The 19,805-nt window shown below is 61.4% G+C and carries 19 protein-coding genes; 9 read left to right on the top strand and 10 right to left on the bottom strand.

The features are described 5' to 3' along the window. Position 1 precedes the first annotated feature (1 nt). The gene (locus YU3_RS0119330; protein ID WP_027167813.1) at positions 2-2,080 is read right to left on the bottom strand and encodes a hydantoinase/oxoprolinase family protein; all 2,079 of its coding nucleotides are present in this window, start codon (positions 2,078-2,080) and stop codon (positions 2-4) included. 89 nt (positions 2,081-2,169) lie between these two features. Next, positions 2,170-3,075, bottom strand: a complete 906-nt coding sequence (locus tag YU3_RS0119325; protein WP_027167812.1) for a LysR family transcriptional regulator — start codon at positions 3,073-3,075, stop codon at positions 2,170-2,172. Between the two features lie 113 nt (positions 3,076-3,188). Between YU3_RS0119325 and YU3_RS0119320 the strand changes: the two genes are divergently transcribed. Beyond that, the gene (locus tag YU3_RS0119320; protein WP_027167811.1) at positions 3,189-4,298 is read left to right on the top strand and encodes an FAD-binding oxidoreductase; all 1,110 of its coding nucleotides are present in this window, start codon (positions 3,189-3,191) and stop codon (positions 4,296-4,298) included. A gap of 284 nt (positions 4,299-4,582) precedes the next feature. Here the strand turns inward: YU3_RS0119320 and YU3_RS0119315 are convergent, their stop codons facing one another. From YU3_RS0119315 to YU3_RS0119285, 7 genes are all read right to left on the bottom strand, one after another. Continuing rightward, positions 4,583-5,347, bottom strand: a complete 765-nt coding sequence (locus tag YU3_RS0119315) for an AAA family ATPase (RefSeq protein ID WP_156913521.1) — start codon at positions 5,345-5,347, stop codon at positions 4,583-4,585. Continuing rightward, a complete protein-coding gene (locus YU3_RS0119310; RefSeq protein ID WP_156913520.1) occupies positions 5,344-7,311 on the bottom strand; it encodes a hypothetical protein in 1,968 nt (655 codons plus the stop codon). The genes YU3_RS0119315 and YU3_RS0119310 overlap by 4 nt, the downstream gene beginning before the upstream one ends. 623 nt (positions 7,312-7,934) lie before the next feature. Then, the gene (locus YU3_RS39385) at positions 7,935-8,084 is read right to left on the bottom strand and encodes a hypothetical protein (protein ID WP_245273550.1); all 150 of its coding nucleotides are present in this window, start codon (positions 8,082-8,084) and stop codon (positions 7,935-7,937) included. A gap of 201 nt (positions 8,085-8,285) precedes the next feature. Continuing rightward, on the bottom strand, positions 8,286-10,895 hold the full coding sequence (locus YU3_RS0119300) for a TRAP transporter permease (protein ID WP_036258923.1): 2,610 nt from the start codon (positions 10,893-10,895) through the stop codon (positions 8,286-8,288). A 72-nt stretch (positions 10,896-10,967) separates the two neighbouring features. Then, entirely contained in the window at positions 10,968-11,921 is a 954-nt protein-coding gene (locus YU3_RS0119295; RefSeq protein ID WP_051333991.1) for a TAXI family TRAP transporter solute-binding subunit, read from the bottom strand. Positions 11,922-12,009: 88 nt separating this feature from the next. After that, positions 12,010-13,341 (bottom strand): aspartate aminotransferase family protein, encoded by a 1,332-nt coding sequence (locus YU3_RS0119290; RefSeq protein ID WP_027167806.1) that lies wholly within the window; start codon positions 13,339-13,341, stop codon positions 12,010-12,012. 10 nt (positions 13,342-13,351) lie between these two features. After that, positions 13,352-14,242, bottom strand: a complete 891-nt coding sequence (locus tag YU3_RS0119285) for a MurR/RpiR family transcriptional regulator (protein ID WP_027167805.1) — start codon at positions 14,240-14,242, stop codon at positions 13,352-13,354. A gap of 96 nt (positions 14,243-14,338) precedes the next feature. Here YU3_RS0119285 and YU3_RS0119280 point away from each other — a divergent pair, with 96 nt between their 5' ends. From YU3_RS0119280 to YU3_RS42135, 6 genes are all read left to right on the top strand, one after another. Then, complete coding sequence (locus tag YU3_RS0119280) at positions 14,339-15,181, top strand: 3-keto-5-aminohexanoate cleavage protein (protein ID WP_027167804.1); 843 nt, start codon at positions 14,339-14,341, stop codon at positions 15,179-15,181. Between the two features lie 521 nt (positions 15,182-15,702). Next, positions 15,703-16,128: a hypothetical protein gene (locus YU3_RS0119270; RefSeq protein WP_051333990.1), complete on the top strand. Its 426-nt coding sequence runs from the start codon at positions 15,703-15,705 to the stop codon at positions 16,126-16,128. Between the two features lie 68 nt (positions 16,129-16,196). Then, the gene (locus YU3_RS0119265) at positions 16,197-16,442 is read left to right on the top strand and encodes a DUF982 domain-containing protein (RefSeq protein ID WP_027167802.1); all 246 of its coding nucleotides are present in this window, start codon (positions 16,197-16,199) and stop codon (positions 16,440-16,442) included. A gap of 91 nt (positions 16,443-16,533) precedes the next feature. Then, positions 16,534-17,094 (top strand): SH3 domain-containing protein, encoded by a 561-nt coding sequence (locus YU3_RS0119260; RefSeq protein ID WP_051333989.1) that lies wholly within the window; start codon positions 16,534-16,536, stop codon positions 17,092-17,094. A 16-nt stretch (positions 17,095-17,110) separates the two neighbouring features. Further along, positions 17,111-17,569, top strand: coding sequence for an FAD-dependent monooxygenase (locus YU3_RS42140; RefSeq protein WP_280797020.1), 459 nt, complete (start codon positions 17,111-17,113; stop codon positions 17,567-17,569). Continuing rightward, positions 17,566-18,312, top strand: coding sequence for an FAD-dependent monooxygenase (locus YU3_RS42135; RefSeq protein ID WP_280797110.1), 747 nt, complete (start codon positions 17,566-17,568; stop codon positions 18,310-18,312). The genes YU3_RS42140 and YU3_RS42135 overlap by 4 nt, the downstream gene beginning before the upstream one ends. An 18-nt stretch (positions 18,313-18,330) precedes the next feature. On the opposite strand, the gene YU3_RS0119250 is transcribed toward YU3_RS42135, so the two are convergent. Beyond that, positions 18,331-18,597, bottom strand: coding sequence for a hypothetical protein (locus tag YU3_RS0119250; RefSeq protein ID WP_051334003.1), 267 nt, complete (start codon positions 18,595-18,597; stop codon positions 18,331-18,333). A 347-nt stretch (positions 18,598-18,944) separates the two neighbouring features. Here YU3_RS0119250 and YU3_RS0119245 point away from each other — a divergent pair, with 347 nt between their 5' ends. Together YU3_RS0119245 and YU3_RS38675 are read left to right on the top strand one after the other, a co-directional pair. Further along, entirely contained in the window at positions 18,945-19,163 is a 219-nt protein-coding gene (locus tag YU3_RS0119245; protein WP_027167799.1) for a hypothetical protein, read from the top strand. A gap of 187 nt (positions 19,164-19,350) precedes the next feature. Continuing rightward, the gene (locus tag YU3_RS38675; protein ID WP_027167798.1) at positions 19,351-19,776 is read left to right on the top strand and encodes an ion channel; all 426 of its coding nucleotides are present in this window, start codon (positions 19,351-19,353) and stop codon (positions 19,774-19,776) included. Positions 19,777-19,805: the final 29 nt, after the last annotated feature.

The raw sequence follows: 19,805 nt of genomic DNA, 5'->3' as shown, positions 1-19,805 counted from the left end.
CTCACTCCGCAAAGGTCAGCAGAAGGTTGAGGTGGCGGTCGACCCTTGCCTTTGCCCCGGCGGGAATGGCGAAGGTGGTGTCTTCCTGAACGACCACGGCAGGCCCGTGGAATGTGCTGCCCGGCACGAGGGCTTGCCGGTCGTGGAGGTCGACGGTCTCGACGCCCAGGCCCGTATAGACCGGGAGCCGGCGCGCCGGGATGGCCGCACCTTCCACTTCTTCGGTCTGCGGGAGGGAGAGTTTCGGCCCGGCGCCTATGGCGGACAGCCGGACGTTCACAAGTTCGATCTCGCCGTCCGGATCGTGGAAGTCGTAGAGCTGCTCATGGGTGCGGTGGAAGGCCCGCGCGATGGCGGCCGCGTTGCCGTCCGTCAGCCATTCCGGCGAGAGGACAACCTCGATCTCGTAGCTCTGCCCGATATAGCGCATGTCGCAGGACAGATTGAGCTCCGCCGCTGCATCGTGCCCCTGCGCCGCAAGCCAGTCGCGCCCCTCGCGCGCCAGAGCCTCGAAGGCCTCGCGAATTCCTGCAAGCGACATGTCCGACAGCGGGCTGAAGATGGTGCGAATGAAGTCTCCGCGCAGATCCGCCACCAGCCCGCCGAGCGCCGACACCACGCCGGGCCGGCGGGGCGCCATGACGCGTTTCATCCCGAGTTCGCGAGCAAGGAAGGCGCCGAGCATCGGGCCGCCGCCGCCGAACGGCATCAGCGTGAAATCGCGCAAGTCCATGCCGGCGCGCGAGGTGAGCTTCTCGACCTCGACGAACATTTCGGACACCGCGATGTCGAGGATCGCCTGCGCGGTCTGCTCGATCGGGCGGCCGAGTCGGGCGGCAAGCTCGCCGACCGCGTGATGCGCCAGTTGGGTATCGATCCGCAGTTGGCCATAGGCCATCTCGCTGTGACCGAGCCATCCGCACACCACCATGGCGTCGGTCACCGTCGCGTGCTCGCCGCCGCGGCCGTAGCATGCCGGTCCCGGTGTCGAGCCGGCCGACTCCGGCCCAACCCGCAGCACGCCTTGCGCGTCGACACTGGCGATCGAGCCACCGCCGACGCCGATCGAGCTGACCGAGACGGAAGGGATATAGAGCGGAAATTCGCCAATCAGCTCGCCGGTGCCGAACTGCGGCTCGCCACCGATGATGAGCGCGAAGTCGGCCGAGGTGCCGCCGATGTCGAGAGTAAGAACCTTGTCTTCGCCTGCCTGACGCGCCAGCCACGAGGCGCCGATGACGCCGGAGGCCGTTCCCGACAGCAGCATGTTCACGCAGGCGTGCTTGCCTTCGGCAGCGTTCATCAGCCCGCCGTTCGACTTGGTCAGCATGGGGCGGGCTGGCGCGCCGAGACCCTTCAGCCGCTCTTCCAGCGCCGTCAGATAGCCCGCGACGCGCGGATGGACATAGCCGTTGAGAATGGCGGTCGAGCTGCGCTCGTATTCGCGGATGACCGGCCAGACCTCGGCCGAGCAAAAGACGAAGAGGTCGGGTGCAAGGCGCGTGATCGCCGCTTTCACGGAAGCCTCCTGCGCGGCGTTGCGCCAGGAATGGAGGAAGGCCACGATGATCCCCTGCGCTCCGTTCGCTTTCGCCACGGCCACCGCCCTCTCCACCGCCGCCAGATCCGGTGCCTGGGATTCGCTGCCATCGGCGCGCATGCGAGCCGGAATGCCGAAGACCATGTCGCGCGAGATCAGCGGGTCCGGCCGCGAGCAGAACAGCGAATACATGTCCGGCATTCGCAGCCGCGCGAGCTCGATCACATCCTCGAAGCCGGCATTGGTGAACAGCGCGAGCGGCGCGCCCTTGCGTTGGATGACCGTGTTGATGCCGACGGTCGTGCCGTGCACGAAGCGCGTCATGTGCCTAGGATCAAAGCCTTCGCGCTCAGCCAGAAGAGTGAGACCCGTCATCAGCTCGGCGCCCGGGTCTTGCGGCGTCGTCAGCACTTTCAGCGAGGCGACACGACCGGAACGGGCTTCAAGCGCGCAGAAATCGATGAATGTCCCGCCGATATCGACGCCGACCTTCCAGTCGGCTCCGTTCTGCGCGTCGTTCGCCCCGATGACACCATCCATGATGCGTCCCTTCCTGTCTGCCGACTGAAGCTGGCATGACCGGATGGTTCGGGTCCAAGATGGATGACAGACAAAGATATAAGCCTTGCTTATGCCCTTGCGGGGCCTTCACCCAGGACAGCAGAACAGGCTGCGCGGATTTCATCGCGCATCAACTCATCGGCACGTGAAAGCCCTCGTGCGCGCGAGGTGAGCAGCGCGATCGGAAATTCCGGCCCCGCAGCAAGCGGCCTGATGGCAAGCCCGGCAAACTGGTGCCACGGCAGCAGCGCGTCGATAAGGGCGATTCCCAGGCCGGCCTGAACGAACCCGACGGCGGAGATGGATGCGTCAATCTCGAGCGACGGCGAAAGCGCCACGCCCTGCGCGCGGGCTGCATGGGCCAGTTCGTCGGCGGGATGCGTGTTCCCGCGATAGGATATCAATTCTTCGCCGACGAGATCGGCGAGCGTCACCTCGGTTTTCCCACTCAATGCATGCCCAGCGGGCAGCAAGCATGAGAAGCCGACGCTGCCGATCACTTCCGCCTCGATATCGGGAGGCAAGCGGTCATCCATGGCCACCCCGACGCTGGCATCGCCCGCGCGCAGCATGTCGATGATCGCCGCGATCGGCGCGCTGTGGGAGCGCAACAACATATTGGGATGCTTCGCCCGGAATTTCGTGAACGCGCGCGGCAATATCGCCATGGCGGGCGGCGGGGACGCAGCTACCCTCACCAGCCCGGCGCGCCCCAATCGCAGATCCGTGGTCTTGCGGCGCAGCCCGTCGAGCCCTGCCGACAGCCTCTCGGCATCGGGGAAAATCTCCAGAGCCTCCGGAGTCGGGCGTAGCCGGCCCTTCACCCGCTCGAACAATGCGAAGCCGAGTTCGTCCTCTGTGTGAAGCAGAATCTGGCTGAGCGCAGGCTGGGAAATGTTCAGCATCCGCGCGGCGGCAGTCACGGTGCCCGCGCGCATGACGGCTATGAATACCTCGAGCTGACGCGCCCGCATTGCCACTCCATAGGTCAAGCTTATGGCTGCTACCCAAACCCATCTTTGACGCAATGCAGCGACGCGGACAAGATCGGCGTTCAAGGATCATCCGCCCTGCACAAGGAATGACGATGGACGTGATCGTGCTGGGCGGCGGACTGATGGGGACGGCTTCGGCCTATTTCCTCTCCGGGCGTGGCGTACGCGTGACGCTGATCGAGCGCAATCGGATCGGCACCGGGGCAACCGTCGCCTCCTTCGGTAACATCCGGCGCACCGGGCGTCATCTGTCCCAGCTCCCGCTGGCTCACCGCTCGCTCAGGCTGTGGGGCGAGACCGAAAACATGCTTGGGCGCGACGTGGAATTCCGCGCCACCGGTCATATCCGGCTGATCTTCGATGAAGGCGGTCTCACCGACATGCGGACCTACGCCAAGGCGGCGCGACCTTGGGGCCTTGAACTCCAGGAACTCGGGCCGCGTGAAATCCATGCACGCTTTCCCCGGCTCGGTCCCGAGGCGATCGCGGCGTCGTTCTCGCCGCAAGATGGCAGCGGCAATCCGCGGCTGATCGCGCCGGCCTTCGCCGAAACTGCCCGCAAGCTTGGCGCGGCGATCGTCGAGGACGCCAGGGTCGAACAGATCGTGCGGACGGACTCCGGTTTCCTTGTCGCCACTTCAAAAGGCAGGTTCGCCGCCGAGTGCTTGCTCAACACCGCCGGAGCCTGGGGCGCGCGCATCGCCGCGCAGTTCGGCGAAGAGGTTCCGCTCGACGTCCGCGGCCCGCAGATGGGGGTGACCGAGCCGCTGCCGCATCGGATCCTGCCGGTGGTTGGCATCTGGACCCGCGACAAGGACCATGGCGCCTATCTGCGTCAGGTCGAGCGGGGCAACATCGTGTTCGGCGGCGCGGCCGAAAGGGTGCAGGTGGACCTGGAGCCGGGCCATGCGACGGCCGATCCCACGCACCTTTCGCTGCAACTGCGCGCGGTCGCGCGGCTGGTGCCTGCAATCGCGCGGGTCGCGGTCATCCGCACCTGGTCCGGCTGCGAGGGTTATGTGCGCGACATGCTGCCGGTCATGGGACGCTCGGCGACGACGCCAGGCCTGTTCCATGCCTTCGGCTTCTGCGGACACGGCTTCCAGCTTGGCCCGGGCGTGGGCGACGCCATGGCCGAACTCATGACGACCGGCCGTTGTGAAACGTCACTCGACGATTTCAGAATCGATCGCTTCGGGTAGATCACCTGGAGACAGGCTCCCCTTGGACGCGGAAAGAACAACGATCCATCCGTTCGAATGACCACTATTGGGCAACTCATTTCTGACGGTTAACCTCCCCGGGAGGCGGCAAGCCGACTACAAACTTTGCCGGGAAGGAGCTCGCCAAAAGAGCAGCAACCGCCATCTCCCCACCGCTTGAAAGTGTAGGAATGAGGCGAATAGGGCTGATCAGCTAGCGCGCTAACTTTCGCGATTGCACCAATTCCAGTGTGCCGTCCGGAATTATCTGTCGCTGTCCGGAATTAAGCCGGGCTGCGGAGGTCGTCTGCGGCGGCATTTCGGCGCTCGTGTAGAAGCCTGAGCACATCGCTGCCGCACGACATGCCGCGAAGCGTGGTCTCTATCCGGGGAAGACGAATGCTGCCGAAGCCGCTGGTCCCGGCAGCGCAATTCTGGAGGAGATGGCAAAGCGCGCGAAGGGAGGTGTTCTCACCGTAGATAACAATCGCTTCGTAGGCGTCGGCTCCCTCAACGTTGTGTTCCGCGCCGATCCTCACGCAGTCCTCCCGCGTCGGCTGCCCGATCTCGAAACGCATGCCGATACGGCTTTCGATCTGATCCACAGCGTGGGTATCACGCCTCGTGCCCGCTAACCGATGAGTGTTGCCGGTGAGCAGCAAAGCGAATCCGCATCGCTCCTGAAGATGCAGCAGCTCCCGCAAAACAGTGGGTGTGAAGTTCTGATATTCGTCCACCAGCAACGAACGCGTCGGGCCGTATCGGGCGCCCAAAAAATTCATGCAATCCTTCGCAAGATCGTATGTGTGCTTGCTGTCCCTTTGGACGCGGTAGGCGTCATGCAGCATCAGGAACATCGGCCTGATAGCCTTGGTATGCTGCGCAACCTCACAATAGGCAGCTCCGCTTTGGGAGGCTATCCAGTTGAGCGCTACAGTCTTTCCGAGTCCGGCTTTGCCGACCGCAAGCACCGGATATCGCATCTTGACCGCCGTATCGAAGGCAGCCCGCACGGTGAGCGCAGCCCGGGTTTCAACGAACATCGTCATCCGACGATCCTCTTCACCAGATCCATCTGAGCGGCTATGCGCTCGTCCTGTTCGCGTCGGCGCTCTTCGGAGAGCAAAGGCTTCTTCGGCATCACGATCCGCGCCGGCCGCTTCGCCGGATCGTAAGAGACGATGCCGACGGGCTCGTTGGGGACCGTGTCAGGCTGGGCTTGGCCGCGTGCGATCAGGCGTGCAGCCACGTCGATATCAGGCGCTGACCGATCGAGGTCACGCACCGCCTGCCGATGCACCTTTGCGCGTTCGGCTGATGCTTTTGCGCCGCGCCTGTCGAGCGGATGGAACTCGACGTCGGGAGAGGCTATGCCGACTCGTTCACCATAGCGGTCAAGCAGCAGCAACTCGGCCGGTGTGTGATAGGCCGGCACACGAACCCAGATCTTCTCGTGCTGGTAAGCCTGCAATTCCGGGCATGTCCAATGACGGCCACCGACCGATATCGCACCCTGAATAACCGACCGCTCTTCGGTTCGCGCACATGCCGCGCGCACTTCATCGCGGCTCATCGCAGTCGGTGCCCATCCGGCCCCAAGGTGTTTGCGGAATGTGGCTTCAGGTGAGAGACCTTTGAGCGCGCTCTTTTTGCCCTGCGCAGTGTGATTATAGGTGCGCACGAAGCCTTCTATGGCCGGCACCACATCTTCGAACGCGCCGAACGGAGCCACCGTCCTGCCGATAGCCTCCTGCTTCTTGCTCATTCGGTTGCCGCCGATGTGGCCGCGCGCCGTGCTGAAATAGCGCGTCTCCAGATCGCCGAATAAACGCTCAATCGGCTTTGCGGAGGCGTTGTAGGGCAAAGCATTGATGACGTGGGTTGATCGGGACGGGCCATGGAAGCCCGGCACGGTAAGCAGCATGGCGTCGTCCAGAAAGGCGGCGAAGCCGAATTCTTTGCCGTTGTCGACATAGAGCGACTGCGGCATGCCCCACGCTTCGATCATGGCCGCGAAGACTTCGATCACGTCGCGGTTTTGCACGCCGCCGCGCTTTTCGAAAAAGATCAGCCCTATCCAGAGGCGCTGCGTCGCCCAGTCTAGGAAGCCGATCAGCCTAGCAGTGGCGACAGTGCCGTCAGGACGAGTGAGGTGAATGTCGACGGGGTGAACATCGCCGACCACCAGTTCCATCGGCTGCATGCAGGCGACGGTGCGCCGGATACGCGGCCGGCGATCATCGTAAGCCTTATGGTCGCGCTTAAACCGGTGGACGTTTCGGAAGTGGAGTTCCGCTGAGACGAGGTCGGTTGGAATAGAACAAGCGCGCTCCATCACGTTAGGATCGCCGGGGCGGAAGCCCCAGGCCCGAGTCGCGTCGATCAGGAACTTCTCGGCTTCTTGCAGGGTGTGGCCCCACGACATGCCGCCTTTGAGCAGGCCGCGGATTTCCTGCTTTAGGTCCTCCGCGATCTTTGCCTTGGTGGATGCGTCGAACGGGACCAGCTTGTCCCACCTCCGGCTTACGACGACACGCTTCTTGCCCCTGTCCGATCGACCATGCCGTCCGACCTTCAAGTCTTCGTCAAAGCGTGCGGCATGGCGCTGCAGCGTCCGCAGGGAATAGCTGACCGCCGTGCCCTCCCAGTTCCGCGTTGGGTTGTCTGCTAGCTCGGCCAGGGCGTCGGTGCGGGCAGTCGACTTGACCGGATGCTGAAGCGCTGGCCTCAGGTAATCGAGCCACCACGTGTGCTCTGCCGTCCTGCCGGTGATTGATTTTGAGTGGTTTTCAACGAGGGTTTGAGAGACCTTTAAACGGTGCTGGTATTCGAGCGGCAGGGACGTGGAATTCACCTGATATTGCTCTCCGGCGTTCCCGCCGCGCCGACCATTGACCTTCCGCACTTCAAGCGAATTTTTTCGCCAGCGACGCCGACGAAGAGCGCGGTGAGCGACTTGCCGCCCAATGCCGACCAGCGCAGAAAACTCAACTGTGGTCAGCCACTCACTCATAGTTAGCAACCTGGCGTCGACGCGGGGCAAGTCCTGAAAATTTTGTGGGGAAATGCTACATCGCGAACGTGTAGGCTATTTGACGATCGTCCCAGACCACCTCGCGGAGACAATATCAATGTCACCCCCGGCGAGTGCGGGCGCCACTCGCTCAATGAGGGTTACCAAACCTGTCGCTGGAGGTTACCAATGCGCGTGTTGGTTGGCCTTAGGTTCCCAATCGTGGCTGCAATAGCTCAATCAAAACATCCGCTTAAGGTCAGTCGCGAATTGATTGTCGTTGGGGCACATTGGTAACCTGTTGTCCAAAGGGCATTGGTAACCTCTTTGGGCGAAAGCGGCGGGATATCATCCACTTAGAAGTCCGGCCGACGACAGATAATTCTGGACTCTTGCCCCTCACGACGACAGATAATTCCGGACGTCATACCGTTGAATTCCTTTTAGGCGACTTTCGAAGCACAAAAGACGAACGTGTAGACGTTGAGTGTTCTTGACGTCACAGCTCTGGCGCAGTCCCGAGGTTAACGTCCGTACCAGCTTACGAAAAATCTTGTGCGGGTCCACTTTTAGGTTGGAGAGGCCCGCTCGTGGCTATCGGCTACGCGATCGGGACGCACCACCTACAGTCCGAGATAGGCCCGGCGCACCTCCGGGTCGTCGATCAGCGCCTTTGCCGCGCCATGGTGGACGATGCGACCGGTTTCCATGACGTAGCCGCGGTCGCCCGAAAGCGCCGGATGCATGTCCTGCCCGACCAGCGAGATCTTCACCCTTCGTGCGACTAAAGCGCGTCGCGCTGAAACGAATTCAGCTGACGCGCTTCAAGTCTTTGTTTTGATGCATGTCGTTCCCCCAAAACCGCTGAGCACTTTTGGGCGACATGCATTAGCATACAAGATCTCAGTGGCAATCGGCGAAGCAGTTTCTACCGGCAATGAAACGGGGAGGAACTGCCGTGCGAAAAAAATAGCTTACGCGGCTTGCGGGCCAAGCGAGCGGCTACGTCGCCTTTGTATCCAGAAGATCAGCCCGAACAGCAGAATGGCGGGAAGCGCGAACCAGTAACGCGACGGGCGCGCGGCCGGCACCAGCACCTGATTGATTTCGTCGCCGGGCTGAAGACCGAATTTGGCCGCCTGGCTACCTAGCCGCACGACACCTACCGTTACGCTGTCGCCGAGCGCACTGACATCCAGGCCTGCAGCCTTCAGGCGTTCTGCGGACGAATTTCCGGGCCCGAGTTGTAGCCTCACCAGCTTCGATATCTCGTCGCCATTGATGTTCAACGTGGTCAGCCGCAGGCGAATAGCGCCTCCGTCCGCTGTTTCGTCGACGACATGGCCAAGTTCAGAGGCAGGCATTGCCTTGTACGGCTCGCTCACCTGATCAAGGACGAAACCCGGCCTGAACAGAACGAAGCAGATCACAAGCAGCGCGATCGTCTCGTACCAACGGTTACGGGTTAGCATCCAGTTCTGCGTTGCCGCGACAAAGGAAACCATGGCCAATGTGGACGTTGCCACCATGGCGACGAAGTCGAAGGGCCCTTCGAGATCGATCATCAGCAGGCCGGTGTTGAAGATGAAGATGAACGGCAACAGGCCGGTACGGATTTCATATTTGAAGCCCTGCCAGCCGGTCTTGACCGGATCCGCCCCGGAAATCGCCGCCGCGGCATAGGCTGCCAAGCCCACCGGCGGCGTAACGTCCGCCATGAGTCCAAAATAGAACACGAACATGTGGACCGCGACCAGCGGCACGGCGAGGTCGTTCTGCGCCGCGAGACTGACGAGCACCGGTGCCATCAAAGTGGCGACGACGACATAGCTCGCGGTCGTCGGCATTCCCATGCCGAGGATGATGCAGATCACCGCGGTGAACAAAAGCATGATGATGAAGCTGCCGCCCGAGATGAATTCGACAAGTTCCGTCATCACCAGCCCAATGCCAGTCAGCAGTACGGTCCCGACGATGATGCCAGCGGTTGCGGTGGCGATACCGACCGTTGTCATGTTGCGTGCGGCAGCGCTCAGTCCGCCGAAAAGGTCGTCGAGACCTTGGAACCAGTGCGGCCCAAGCGCCTCATCCTTGCGGAAAAATGCCGTCAGAGGCCGCTGTGTTACGATCAGTGCCATCAAGGCAACCGAGCCCCAGAAGGCTGAAAGGCCGGGCGACAGTTCCTCCACCATCAGGCACCAGATCAGCAGGATCACCGGCAGCAGGAAATGCAGGCCGGTGCGCGCCGTCTCGCCGAAATGCGGAATCCGGACGATCTCGCCTTCCAGGTCTTCAAGCGGTAGATCGGGATGACGCGCGCGGTAGGCGACAAGGCCGATATAGACCGCGACGAGTGCGGCACCGATCATCCAGGTCGCGGCTGCGCCGAACGCGACCTTCGTCCAGCCAATCCCGTAATAGACGAAACCTGCAAGGACGATGAAGCCGCATACCCCCATCAGGCCGCGTAGCACACCCTGAAATGCCGAATGCGTGCTTCTCGACGGTAGGCCCTTCAGCCCCATCTTCATCGCCTCGATATCGACGATGTAGAATAGCGAGCCGTAGGTCAGCAACGCGGGATAGAAAGCATGCTTGACCACCTCGGCATAGGAAATGCCGACATATTCCGCGATCAGGAACGCGGCCGCGCCCATGACCGGAGGCATCAGCTGGCCGTTGACGCCGGCCGCGCATTCTATTGCGCCGGCCTTCACCGCCGAATAGCCGACCCTGCGCATCAGCGGGATGGTGAAGGTCCCGGTCGTCACCACATTGGCGATCGATGACCCGGAGATCATCCCGGTCAGGCCCGAGGCCACTACACCGGCCTTGGCCGGCCCGCCGCGATATTTGCCGAGCAGTGAGAAGGCAAGCTGGATGAAGAAGCCGCCGGCGCCGGCGCGCTCGAGCAATGTGCCAAACAGCACGAACATGAAAACGACATTGGTTGAAACGCCGAGGGCCACGCCGAACACGCCTTCGGAGGTCAGCCACATTTGCGAGGCCGCGCGCGGCAAGGTTGCGCCCTTGTGAGCGAGCAATCCGGGCAGATACGGGCCAGCGAAGATATAGACCAGCATAATAGCGGCGATGACGGTGATGGCCGGTCCGACGGCGCGGCGCGCCGCTTCGAGCAGGATGAGCACGCCAACGATCGAGACAACAAGATCGGCCATGGTTGGAAGACCAGGCCGCTGGGCGATATCCTTGTAGAAGGCCACCAGATAAAGCGCCGCCGCCGCACCGGCGATGCCGAGTACCCAATCGGACAGCGGAACGCGGCGGCGCGACGACGACTTGAACGCCGGAAACGTCAGCATCGCCAGGAATAGGGCGAACGCGAGATGAATGGAGCGGGCGATGCCGTCGCTGACGACGCCGAAATTCAGCATGAAGGGAATGGGCGACGCATACCAGAGCTGGAACAGCGACCAAGCCAGCGACACGTAGAGGATCAGCTTCGCGGTGAGGCCGGCCGGCTTGCGTCCGCCGGTGTCAGCCTCGGCGACGATCTCGTTGAGCTTGTCGATGTCGACGACGGGTTGGTCAGGCGTTTCCACCTGCTGGCTTTGATTTGTCATCGTTCCCCACGCTCATTTTTTCTCTTATGATTGTATTGCGAGGCGCCTATCAGGCGCCTCGCAATGGTTGGCCTACATCCAGCCCTTTTCCTTGTAGTAGCGCTCCGCGCCCGGATGCAGCGGCGCCGACAGGCCGGCCTTGATCATCTCCTTGGGATCGAGATTGGCGAAGGCCGGATGCAGCTTCTTGAAGTCGTCGAAGTTCTCGAACACTGCCTTGACCATTTCGTAGACCACGTCATCGGGCGTAATGGCGTTGGTTACCACCGTGGCGCGCACCCCAAATGTGGTCGTCGGGTCGGGATTGTTGGCATACATGCCGCCAGGGATGGTGGCCACCGAGTAATAGGGATGCGCCGCCACCAGCGCGTCGACCGCTGGACCCGTCAGCGGGATGAGTTTGGCGCCGCATGCCGTGGTCGGATCCTGGATCGCGGCGGACGGGTGACCGACGCCGTAGAAGAAGCCGTCGATCTTGTTGTCGCAGAGCGCGCTACCCTGCTCGTCGGCCTTCAGTTCGGCGGCCAGCGAGAAATCGCCAAGCGTCCAGCCCATCTGTTTCAGCAGTTCCTCCATCGAGGAACGCGTGCCTGAACCGGGATTACCGACGTTGAAGCGCTTGCCCTTGAAATCCTCGAATTTCTTGACCCCGGCATCCGGTCGCGCCAGCACGGTGAAGGGCTCGGGGTGGACCGAGAACACGGCGCGTAGATCCTTGAACGGCTTGCCGTCGAAATTCCCGGTGCCGTTGTAGGCCTGATACTGGACGTCCGACTGGGTCAGGCCGAAGTCGAGATCGCCGGTCTGGATGGAGTTCACGTTGAAGACCGAACCGCCAGTCGATTCCGTCGAGCATCGGATACCGGTTTTCTGGCGATCCTTGTTCATCAGTCGGCAAATGGCACCGCCGACGGCGTAGTAGACACCTGTGACTCCGCCAGTGCCGATGGTGACGAAGCGCTGCTCCGCCGCATTCGACGGCAGCGCCAGCAGCATGCAGGCCGCCGCGCCAATCAGTGTTTTCATTGAACTACGCATGTTGCTACCTCTCTGGTGGTTGTCCCGGCCTCGCGCCGGTGACGTTTTGGAACTGGTTGGCGGCTGGGGCGCGCATTCACGTCGCCGAAGCGATTGCCGCATCGACCGCGTCGCCGAGGCGCTCGACGATCCGGTCGACGTCCAGTTCAGCGACGATGAAAGGCGGCGCAATCAGCACGTGATCGCCGCGAACCCCGTCGATCGTGCCTCCCATCGGATAGACCATCAGCCCTCGGGCCATCGCCTCCTTTTTGATGCGGGCGTGAAGCTTGATCTTCGGGTCGAAGGGCAGCTTGGTCGCTCGATCGAGCACAAGCTCGACGCCTTGAAAAAGGCCGCGGCCGCGAATGTCGCCGACATGATGGTGATTGCCGAAACGCTGGCGCAGCCGTTCGTCGAGCCGCGCGCCCATTGCTTTGACATTGTCGAGCAAGCGGTCGCGCCGGATCACTTCCTGCACGGCAAGGCCGGCCGCGGCCGCCATCGGGTGACCCATATAGGTGTGACCATGCTGGAAAAAGCCCGAGCCGTTGGCGAAGGCGTCGAAGATGTGCGGGCTGAGCAGCACTGCGCCGATTGGCTGATAACCGCCGCCGAGTCCCTTGGCGATGGCCAGCAGGTCGGGAGCGATGCCGTCCTGTTCGCAAGCATGCAGGGTGCCGGTGCGGCCCATGCCGCACATGACCTCATCGAGGATGAGCAGCACGCCGTAGCGGTCACAGATGACGCGAATGCGCTTGAAGTAATCTGCGACCGGCGGCACCGCGCCAAGCGTGGCGCCCACAACAGGCTCGGCGACGAAGGCGATGACTTCGTCGACACCAAGTTCGATGATCTTGTCTTCGAGTTGCTGGGCGGCGCGCGCCGCATAGGCTTCGTCGCTTTCGCTTTCCTGGCGGTAGCGATAGGCGTAGCAGGGATCGATATGATGGGTTTCGATCAGCAAAGGCTTGAACTGGGCACGCCGCCATTCGTTGCCGCCGGTGGCGAGGGCACCGAGTGTGTTGCCGTGATAGCTCTGCCGGCGCGCGATGACATGGCGCCGTTGCGGTTCGCCTTTCTCGACAAAATATTGCCTGGCCATCTTGAGCGCGGCCTCGATCGCTTCCGAGCCGCCACTGACCAGATAGACGTGGTCGAGCCCTGTGGGTGCATCCTCGACCAGTCGATCCGCCAATTGTTCCGCTACCTCTGTCGTGAAGAAGCCGGTATGGGCGTAGGCAATGCGGTCGAGCTGGGCGTGGAGCGCGGCGATGACGTCGGGATGACCATGGCCAAGGCAGGATACGGCGGCGCCGCCTGACGCGTCGATGTAGGACTTGCCCTCGGCATCGAACAATTCGATGCCCTTGCCTCGAACCGCGACCGGCAGCGTCGAGTGGATGGCTCGATGGAGGATGTGTGTCATGACCTGTTTCTCAGAGCACCTTCTTCGGCGGACGTTGATTCAAATGGGTGTTGAGGGCGGCGCCCTGCTCATCGAAACGTCGCAAGGCCTCGACAGCGCTCTCGCCTGCCTGTCCGGCGACCAGAGCGCCGAGGATTTCCGACACGATGAAAGCCGGCGTCATGGTGTGAAAAAAGGACGGGCTGCTAGTCGGCACGATGACCAGATGGTCGGCCAGTTGCGCCAGTGGCGCTACCTCACTGTCGGTGATGGCAATGATAGGCACGCCACGGCCGGCTGCGAACTCGACAAGCTCGATGGTGAAGCGCGTGTAGGGCAGAACGCTGGCGGCGATCAGCACGTCGTCCCTGGTTGCGCTGCGCAGAGCATCACCGTCTGTTCCGCCGATGCCGTGCAGCAGAACCGACTTCTCGCCGATCAGCGACAGGATGTAATGGAGATGCCACGCCACCGCGTGGCTCGACCGCAGGCCCAGGCAGTAGACGCGCCGTGCCGCGGTCAGAGCCTTGGCCGTTTCCACCAGCCGGCCGATCGACCTGCTTTCGGCCAGACAGGCGACCTGACTGGAAATCGACTGCAGGATATCGGTCGCCAGGGCGTGATCGCCCTTGAGCTTTTGGCTGGCGACCTGGACGCCGGCCTTGCCGGCGAAACCGATCTCACCGCCGCGGATCGCGGCGGCGTGGATCTCGCGTACTGTCTCGTAGCCATCCAGGCCCAGATGCTGTGCCAGTCGCGTCATGGTCGCCGGCTGCACGCCGGCTTGCCTGGCCTGCTCGCGCATCGACAGCAGCGCGACATCATGTGGCCTGTCTAGGACATACCGGGCCGCGGACCGGAGCTGCGCCGACATTCCGTCGAACGCATTGATGATCTGTTCAGCAAGTTCCCCCTGGTCCATGAATATTGCTAGCTCGGCAGATCAACGATTGCAACATACGTTTCAATATGATGAACTTCTGATCCGTATGAATCTTCTAATATTCGGTACACCTCGTTGAGCCTCACCAACAACCTCAGCCCGATCACCATCGCCGTTGCGCCGAACGGCGGTCGGCGCACAAAGGCCGACCATCCCGCAATCCCGCTGACACCGGCAGAATTGGCACGGACCGCCGCCGAATGCGCCGAAGCAGGTGCGGCCATGATTCACGTCCATGTGCGCGACAGAGACGGCAATCATCTGCTCGACGCCGACGCCTATCGCCAGGCGATCGCCGCCATCCGCGATGCTGTCGGCGATAGGCTTGTCGTCCAAATCACATCCGAAGCGCTGGGCATCTATTCGCCCGCCGACCAGATGGCTGTCGTGCGGGACGTGAAGCCGCAAGCGGTGTCGTTGGCGCTTCGCGAAATCGTTCCGGACTCCGCATCGGAACCGGCATTCGCGAGCTTCATGACCTGGCTGCATGCCGAGCGGATATTCCCGCAGATCATCCTCTATTCCCCTGAGGAGGCAATTGGGCTGTCGAACTTGCAACAGCGCGGCCTTGTTCCATGGTCGGACGTGCCTGTGCTCTTTGTTCTGGGCAGCTACACACAGGGACAAATTTCTTCTCCCTCCGATCTTCTGCCATTCCTCGCCCAGGACATGCCGCGCTTTACGCATTGGAGTGTTTGCGCTTTCGGTCGCAACGAAGCTGCATGCGTCACGGTCGCCGCACTGCTCGGCGGTCACGTCCGGATCGGCTTCGAAAACAACCTTGTTTTGCCGAACGGCAGCATCGCCGCATCCAATGCTGAACTGGTGGCGGCTACCGCGCAGATATTGGCGGATTGCGGGGCCAGTATCGCCTCTGCCGCCGACCTGGCAGCGACGTGGGCGGACGCCGTCCGCTGAGCGGAAACAAATAACCTGTCGATGCGCTCAACAGTCGCCAGCGATTGGCGGCATGCCCCTAGGCAGCCGCCATTGTCGGCAAGTGTGCGACGGAAATCCTGCCACTTGGTCCGGCCGCGACGTTTCTCAGGTCTGGCCAACTGACCACGCCAACAATGCCCCAACTTCACATAATCGCGACTGTCTGGAATAGTTTTCGGCCGGGCTCGGTATATTATGCGGCATCGAGGTGAAGTTTGTCCGTGCTCGCCATTTTGAAGAATTTCCGAGTGCTCAAGCACAGCGTCCCAGGCGTCAGAGTGCGGGAGATGAGTGCGAATGTACGAGTATCTGCGCCGACGTGCTCGCGACCGAAAATTCTGCCAATCGGACCCAGCATCCCCCTGACCCATCTCCCAAACTGGGTCGCCCCTGCAGAGATGGACTCATCATGTCGATCAACAGGCCGATTTCCGGCCATTTTCGGCCGGGACGGCGGAAATCAACCTGAAACAACGAGCGTATCTAAAACGGAGGAAACCATGGCAGCCAATCAAACAATTTCGCAACGCTTCGACGAATATCAGCCCTCCAAGACACTATGGTTTTGGTCAATAGCAGGCGCAGTGGTGCTGACGATGATGGTCGGCTTCACGGCTGGCGGTTGGACTACGGCCGGAACGGCGTCTGAAATGGCGAAGACGTCCGCCATCAAGGCGCGGGCTGAACTGGTCGCCAATCTCTGCGTCCAAAAATTCATCACTGCCTCGAACGCGAGTGATAACTTGACCAAGCTGAAGGCAACGTCTTCCTACCAGAGGGACAGTTTCATCAGCGACGGCGGCTGGGTGAAACTGGCCGGAATGAAGAAGGATGCCCCGGGCGCCGCGGACCTGTGTGCGGACAGGTTGGCGGCGATGGACACAATCCCGGCCAACAGCGTGGCTCAGGACAACACCAAAAGTTGACCGCCACTCCAGAATCACCCGGCAGCGCGCGTGCACTGCCGGGCATTCATCGCGATGGAGGCCAGGCCATGTATGAAGCGTGGTTTTCAAGGCCGGTGCCAGTGGCGACCGGCATTTCCGGCGAGATCAAGAACCTCTCCAACGCCAATCAAGCGGTCGACTTGCTTACCAAGCACTGGCGCAGTGCAGGAAGTCAGAAGCATCTGGCGGCGCTACGCGCCTGCCGCCAAGCCATGAATGGCGCCATTGCGGCCGACGTCGCCAGGGACGCATTGGTCGATGCGGCTCGAGAAGCGCACATGCTCGTCGAATAAGCCTAAGCACCGAGCGATCGGACGCAGTGAGCGGCGCCTCTGACGGCGTCTGACGATGATCGACCCCTCCCACATTCGTAGGTAAACGACCATGAATTCCGGAGCACCGCTCGGCTTCCTGACAGTCCGCCGGCTGGTCGGACGTCGGTTGCAATTTGTGCTCGCCCTTTTCATTCTTACAACCGCGCTGATCTCGATACCCGCACCGATGACAGGGCTGCGGGCGGAGGTCCGAGCTCTTCCTCTACCTCGCTTCGTCTCGCTGAAAGCTTCATCGGCCAACCTTCGCGTCGGCCCTGGCACCGGCTACGACATCCAATGGGTCATGACACGCCCGGGCATCCCGCTGGAGATCTACCAGCAGTATGGCAATTGGCGCCGCGTAAGGGATTGGGAGGGAACCACCGGATGGATCTTTGGACCCCTGTTGTCGGGGCGCAGAACGGGGATTGTCGCTCCCTGGACGAAGAACAATGTGGCGCTGCGCAACAGACCGACAATCGATGGTCCCATCACCGCCTGGCTCGAGCCTCGCGTCCGAGTCAAACTGACACGGTGTGACGGAAAGTGGTGCGCTGTCGCGCTAGGGGAGACCTCCGGTTTCGTCAAACAAACCAACTTGTGGGGCGTCTATCCCGGCGAAGTGCTTTAAGAAGGGGTGGCTCAATATGACCGACCGAACGGTGTTGATTTCCGGCGGGGGCATTGCGGGACCTACCCTTGCCTTTTGGCTCGCCGCTGCCGGATTCCGGCCGACTCTGATCGAACAGGCGCCTGAATTGCGCACCGGGGGCTACGTCATTGATTTTTGGGGCCTTGGCTATTGGATCGCCGAAAGGATGGGCCTCGAGGCAGACATCAATCGCGTGGGATATCATGCGCGCGAAATGCGCATCGTGGACGATAACGGAAAGCGCGTCGCAGGCTTTGGCACAGACGTCTTCGGCGAGTTGACAAACGGCCGCTATGTCACGCTCGCGCGCAGCGATCTCTCGCGGCTGCTCTTCGAAAAGGCCAAAGACAGGACAGAGATCATTTTCGGCAATGAGATCGTCGGGCTTGAAGATGCGTCAGCCGGCGTGCGCGTTCGTTTCAAACATGGAGGCGAACGCAAGTTTGTTTGGTGATTGGCGCGGATGGTTTGCATTCGGGCGTTCGGCGGCTGGCATTCGGGCCCCAGCGTCAATTCGAGAAGAAACTCGGCTACGCCGTCGCGGCATTCGAGGCCGAAGGCTACCGCCCGCGCGACGAGGACGTGTATTTGATGTACGGGCGGCCAGGGCGAATGCTCGGCCGGTTCACGCTGCATCGCAATCGCACGCTGTTCCTGTTCGTCTTCGCCGTCGGTAGCGAGCCGTTGCCAACGGCGTTAGACATGCAAAAGGAAATGCTGCGCAACAAGTATGCCGATGGGGGGTGGGAATGCCCTCACGTCCTGGAAGAGTTGAATCGTACTGACGAGCTCTATCTCGACAGCGTCAGCCAGATCATGATGACCAGCTGGTCGCACGGTCGCATTGCCCTTACCGGTGATGCCGCTTTTTGCGTTTCCCTGTTGGCGGGACAGGGTTCAGCCTTGGCGATGATTTCCAAGTATGTGCTGGCAGGCGAGCTCTTGAAAGCTGGCGGACGGCATCAGGAAGCCTTCCTCCGTTACGAAACATTGTTGCGGGACTACATCCGAAAAAAGCAGCAAGGCGCAGAGCGGTTCGCGGCCGCGCTGGCACCGAGGACACAGTTCGGGCTGCTGTTCCGCAACTTGGTTACAAAGGCATTCGCAGTACCTGGGCTGGCGCGTCTGGTGATCGGGAAGGAAATTACCGACGCCGTGCAGCTACCTGACTATCACTGGCGGCGCCCAATTAATTGATCGTTCTAGAAAGGAACGTCAGCCTTGCGAACGGTAAACGAGGCCCGGCTCAACGATCCATTCGCCGGGAGAGAGTGATTGGACATCGTAACGTCCGTCGGACAGTCGAGCCGCAAGTCCAACGTAGCGGTAGCGGGTGCCTGCGGAATCCGCGACCGTGGCGAAGATCGGTTGATCAGCAAGGTAACCGACGATTGTGCTATCGGCGCCAAACTCCGGAGCGGCCGGCCCGGCAATCCTGAGAATGTAGTATTCGATCGGGATGCTTCTTGCACCCATGCGCATGAGTATGCCTTTCCTTAGGAGGAACGGCGCAAGCGAGTATGCTCTCACCGCCTCAATAAATCCAATGAAATGACCTGCGACGTCGGTCGGGCATCCGTGGCCTCCCCGCTTGGCGGAACGGAACCGAATGCGCGAATTGCTCTCCAGTTGAGTGGTCGATTTCTTTAGGGTGTATGCATTTGCCGGCCGCTTAGGTCGGCCGAGCGTTCACTTTTTCGCGTGCGGTTTGAATTGACTCTTGGGGGTCACATTTAAGGCGTAGCCCCCATTCGTCGCCCGTACCGAACCGAGGCAAGCGGACGCTTGGAAGCGACTATCAGGCTTTCGCCGGGCACAGGGAGGCAGGCATGTCACCATACGGGGTGGCTGATTCCATCGAACTCGCCATTTTGACAAAAGCGTTGGACGATTATTGCGCCGCGCACCAGATCGTTGACGACTCTGACCGTGAGCGGATCGCACTAAAGGTGATGAGCCTTTTCAGACGGGGCGTGATTACGCCCGAGCAGTTGTCAGCAGAACTCGAAGGGCAGTGTAGCGACCCTTGGCCTTCGACCCAACACTGACGCGGTGGTCCAGAGACACGGCGGCACTGTGGTGAGACGATGATACCAATGCACCTGCATGCGGACGCCAAACGCCTCACTTTCTCGGCCCATTTGCGCGCAATCATGGCAACTTCGCCAAGCTCAAAGCGGTCTTCTCCCGGCGGCTCAAAGCGCTGAAAAGAGACAGCGAGACAATCCCTTGAACATGCTGATCGCCATCGCCTTGACGTTTGTCGCAGTTATTGGTTCGTCTTCCCTGCACTATGAGGCAATCCAACGCCTCGACAGATTGGCCCGCAGGTCAGCTGGGGCTTATCCCGCGCTGCTGTTCGTTATCTGCGGACTGGTTGGACTTCATCTTCTGGAGATCGGGATCTATGCTGCGATATTCCACCTCGCGGACCAGACCTTTTCCCTCGGCGATTTCAACGGAAAGACCTTTCCGTCGAGCATGGACTATTTCTACTATGCAGCAGAGGCTTACGCCTCCCTGGGGTACAACAACGTCATACCCGCCGGTGAAATGCGGCTCGTCACGTCCATAGCGCCACTGAACGGATTGCTACTCCTGACCTGGTCAGGCTCGTTTCTCTTCTCGCTGGTAGAGGATTGGCGAGGGAAGGGAAAATGAGCCCCGCGCGACGCTTCGCGCTGGCTAAA

It is taken from the genome of Mesorhizobium sp. WSM3224, assembly GCF_000427725.1.
GTDB lineage: Bacteria > Pseudomonadota > Alphaproteobacteria > Rhizobiales > Rhizobiaceae > Mesorhizobium.
The sequence above is the reverse complement of the archived record's forward strand: the minus strand, read 5'-3'. Positions and strand labels throughout refer to the sequence as shown.

Excerpts from the sequence above, each read along its gene's own strand:
- YU3_RS0119330 (WP_027167813.1), bottom strand. The coding sequence starts at position 2,080 with ATGGATGGTGTCATCGGGGCGAACGACGCGCAGAACGGAGCCGACTGG.
- YU3_RS0119315 (WP_156913521.1), bottom strand. The coding sequence starts at position 5,347 with ATGACGATGTTCGTTGAAACCCGGGCTGCGCTCACCGTGCGGGCTGCC.
- YU3_RS0119310 (WP_156913520.1), bottom strand. The coding sequence starts at position 7,311 with ATGAGTGAGTGGCTGACCACAGTTGAGTTTTCTGCGCTGGTCGGCATT.
- YU3_RS0119300 (WP_036258923.1), bottom strand. The coding sequence starts at position 10,895 with ATGACAAATCAAAGCCAGCAGGTGGAAACGCCTGACCAACCCGTCGTC.
- YU3_RS0119245 (WP_027167799.1), top strand. The coding sequence starts at position 18,945 with ATGTCACCATACGGGGTGGCTGATTCCATCGAACTCGCCATTTTGACA.
- YU3_RS0119325 (WP_027167812.1), bottom strand. The coding sequence starts at position 3,075 with ATGCGGGCGCGTCAGCTCGAGGTATTCATAGCCGTCATGCGCGCGGGC.
- YU3_RS0119250 (WP_051334003.1), bottom strand. The coding sequence starts at position 18,597 with ATGCGCATGGGTGCAAGAAGCATCCCGATCGAATACTACATTCTCAGG.
- YU3_RS0119270 (WP_051333990.1), top strand. The coding sequence starts at position 15,703 with ATGGCAGCCAATCAAACAATTTCGCAACGCTTCGACGAATATCAGCCC.
- YU3_RS0119295 (WP_051333991.1), bottom strand. The coding sequence starts at position 11,921 with ATGAAAACACTGATTGGCGCGGCGGCCTGCATGCTGCTGGCGCTGCCG.
- YU3_RS0119265 (WP_027167802.1), top strand. The coding sequence starts at position 16,197 with ATGTATGAAGCGTGGTTTTCAAGGCCGGTGCCAGTGGCGACCGGCATT.
- YU3_RS0119285 (WP_027167805.1), bottom strand. The coding sequence starts at position 14,242 with ATGGACCAGGGGGAACTTGCTGAACAGATCATCAATGCGTTCGACGGA.
- YU3_RS38675 (WP_027167798.1), top strand. The coding sequence starts at position 19,351 with ATGCTGATCGCCATCGCCTTGACGTTTGTCGCAGTTATTGGTTCGTCT.
- YU3_RS42140 (WP_280797020.1), top strand. The coding sequence starts at position 17,111 with ATGACCGACCGAACGGTGTTGATTTCCGGCGGGGGCATTGCGGGACCT.
- YU3_RS0119260 (WP_051333989.1), top strand. The coding sequence starts at position 16,534 with ATGAATTCCGGAGCACCGCTCGGCTTCCTGACAGTCCGCCGGCTGGTC.
- YU3_RS0119290 (WP_027167806.1), bottom strand. The coding sequence starts at position 13,341 with ATGACACACATCCTCCATCGAGCCATCCACTCGACGCTGCCGGTCGCG.
- YU3_RS0119320 (WP_027167811.1), top strand. The coding sequence starts at position 3,189 with ATGGACGTGATCGTGCTGGGCGGCGGACTGATGGGGACGGCTTCGGCC.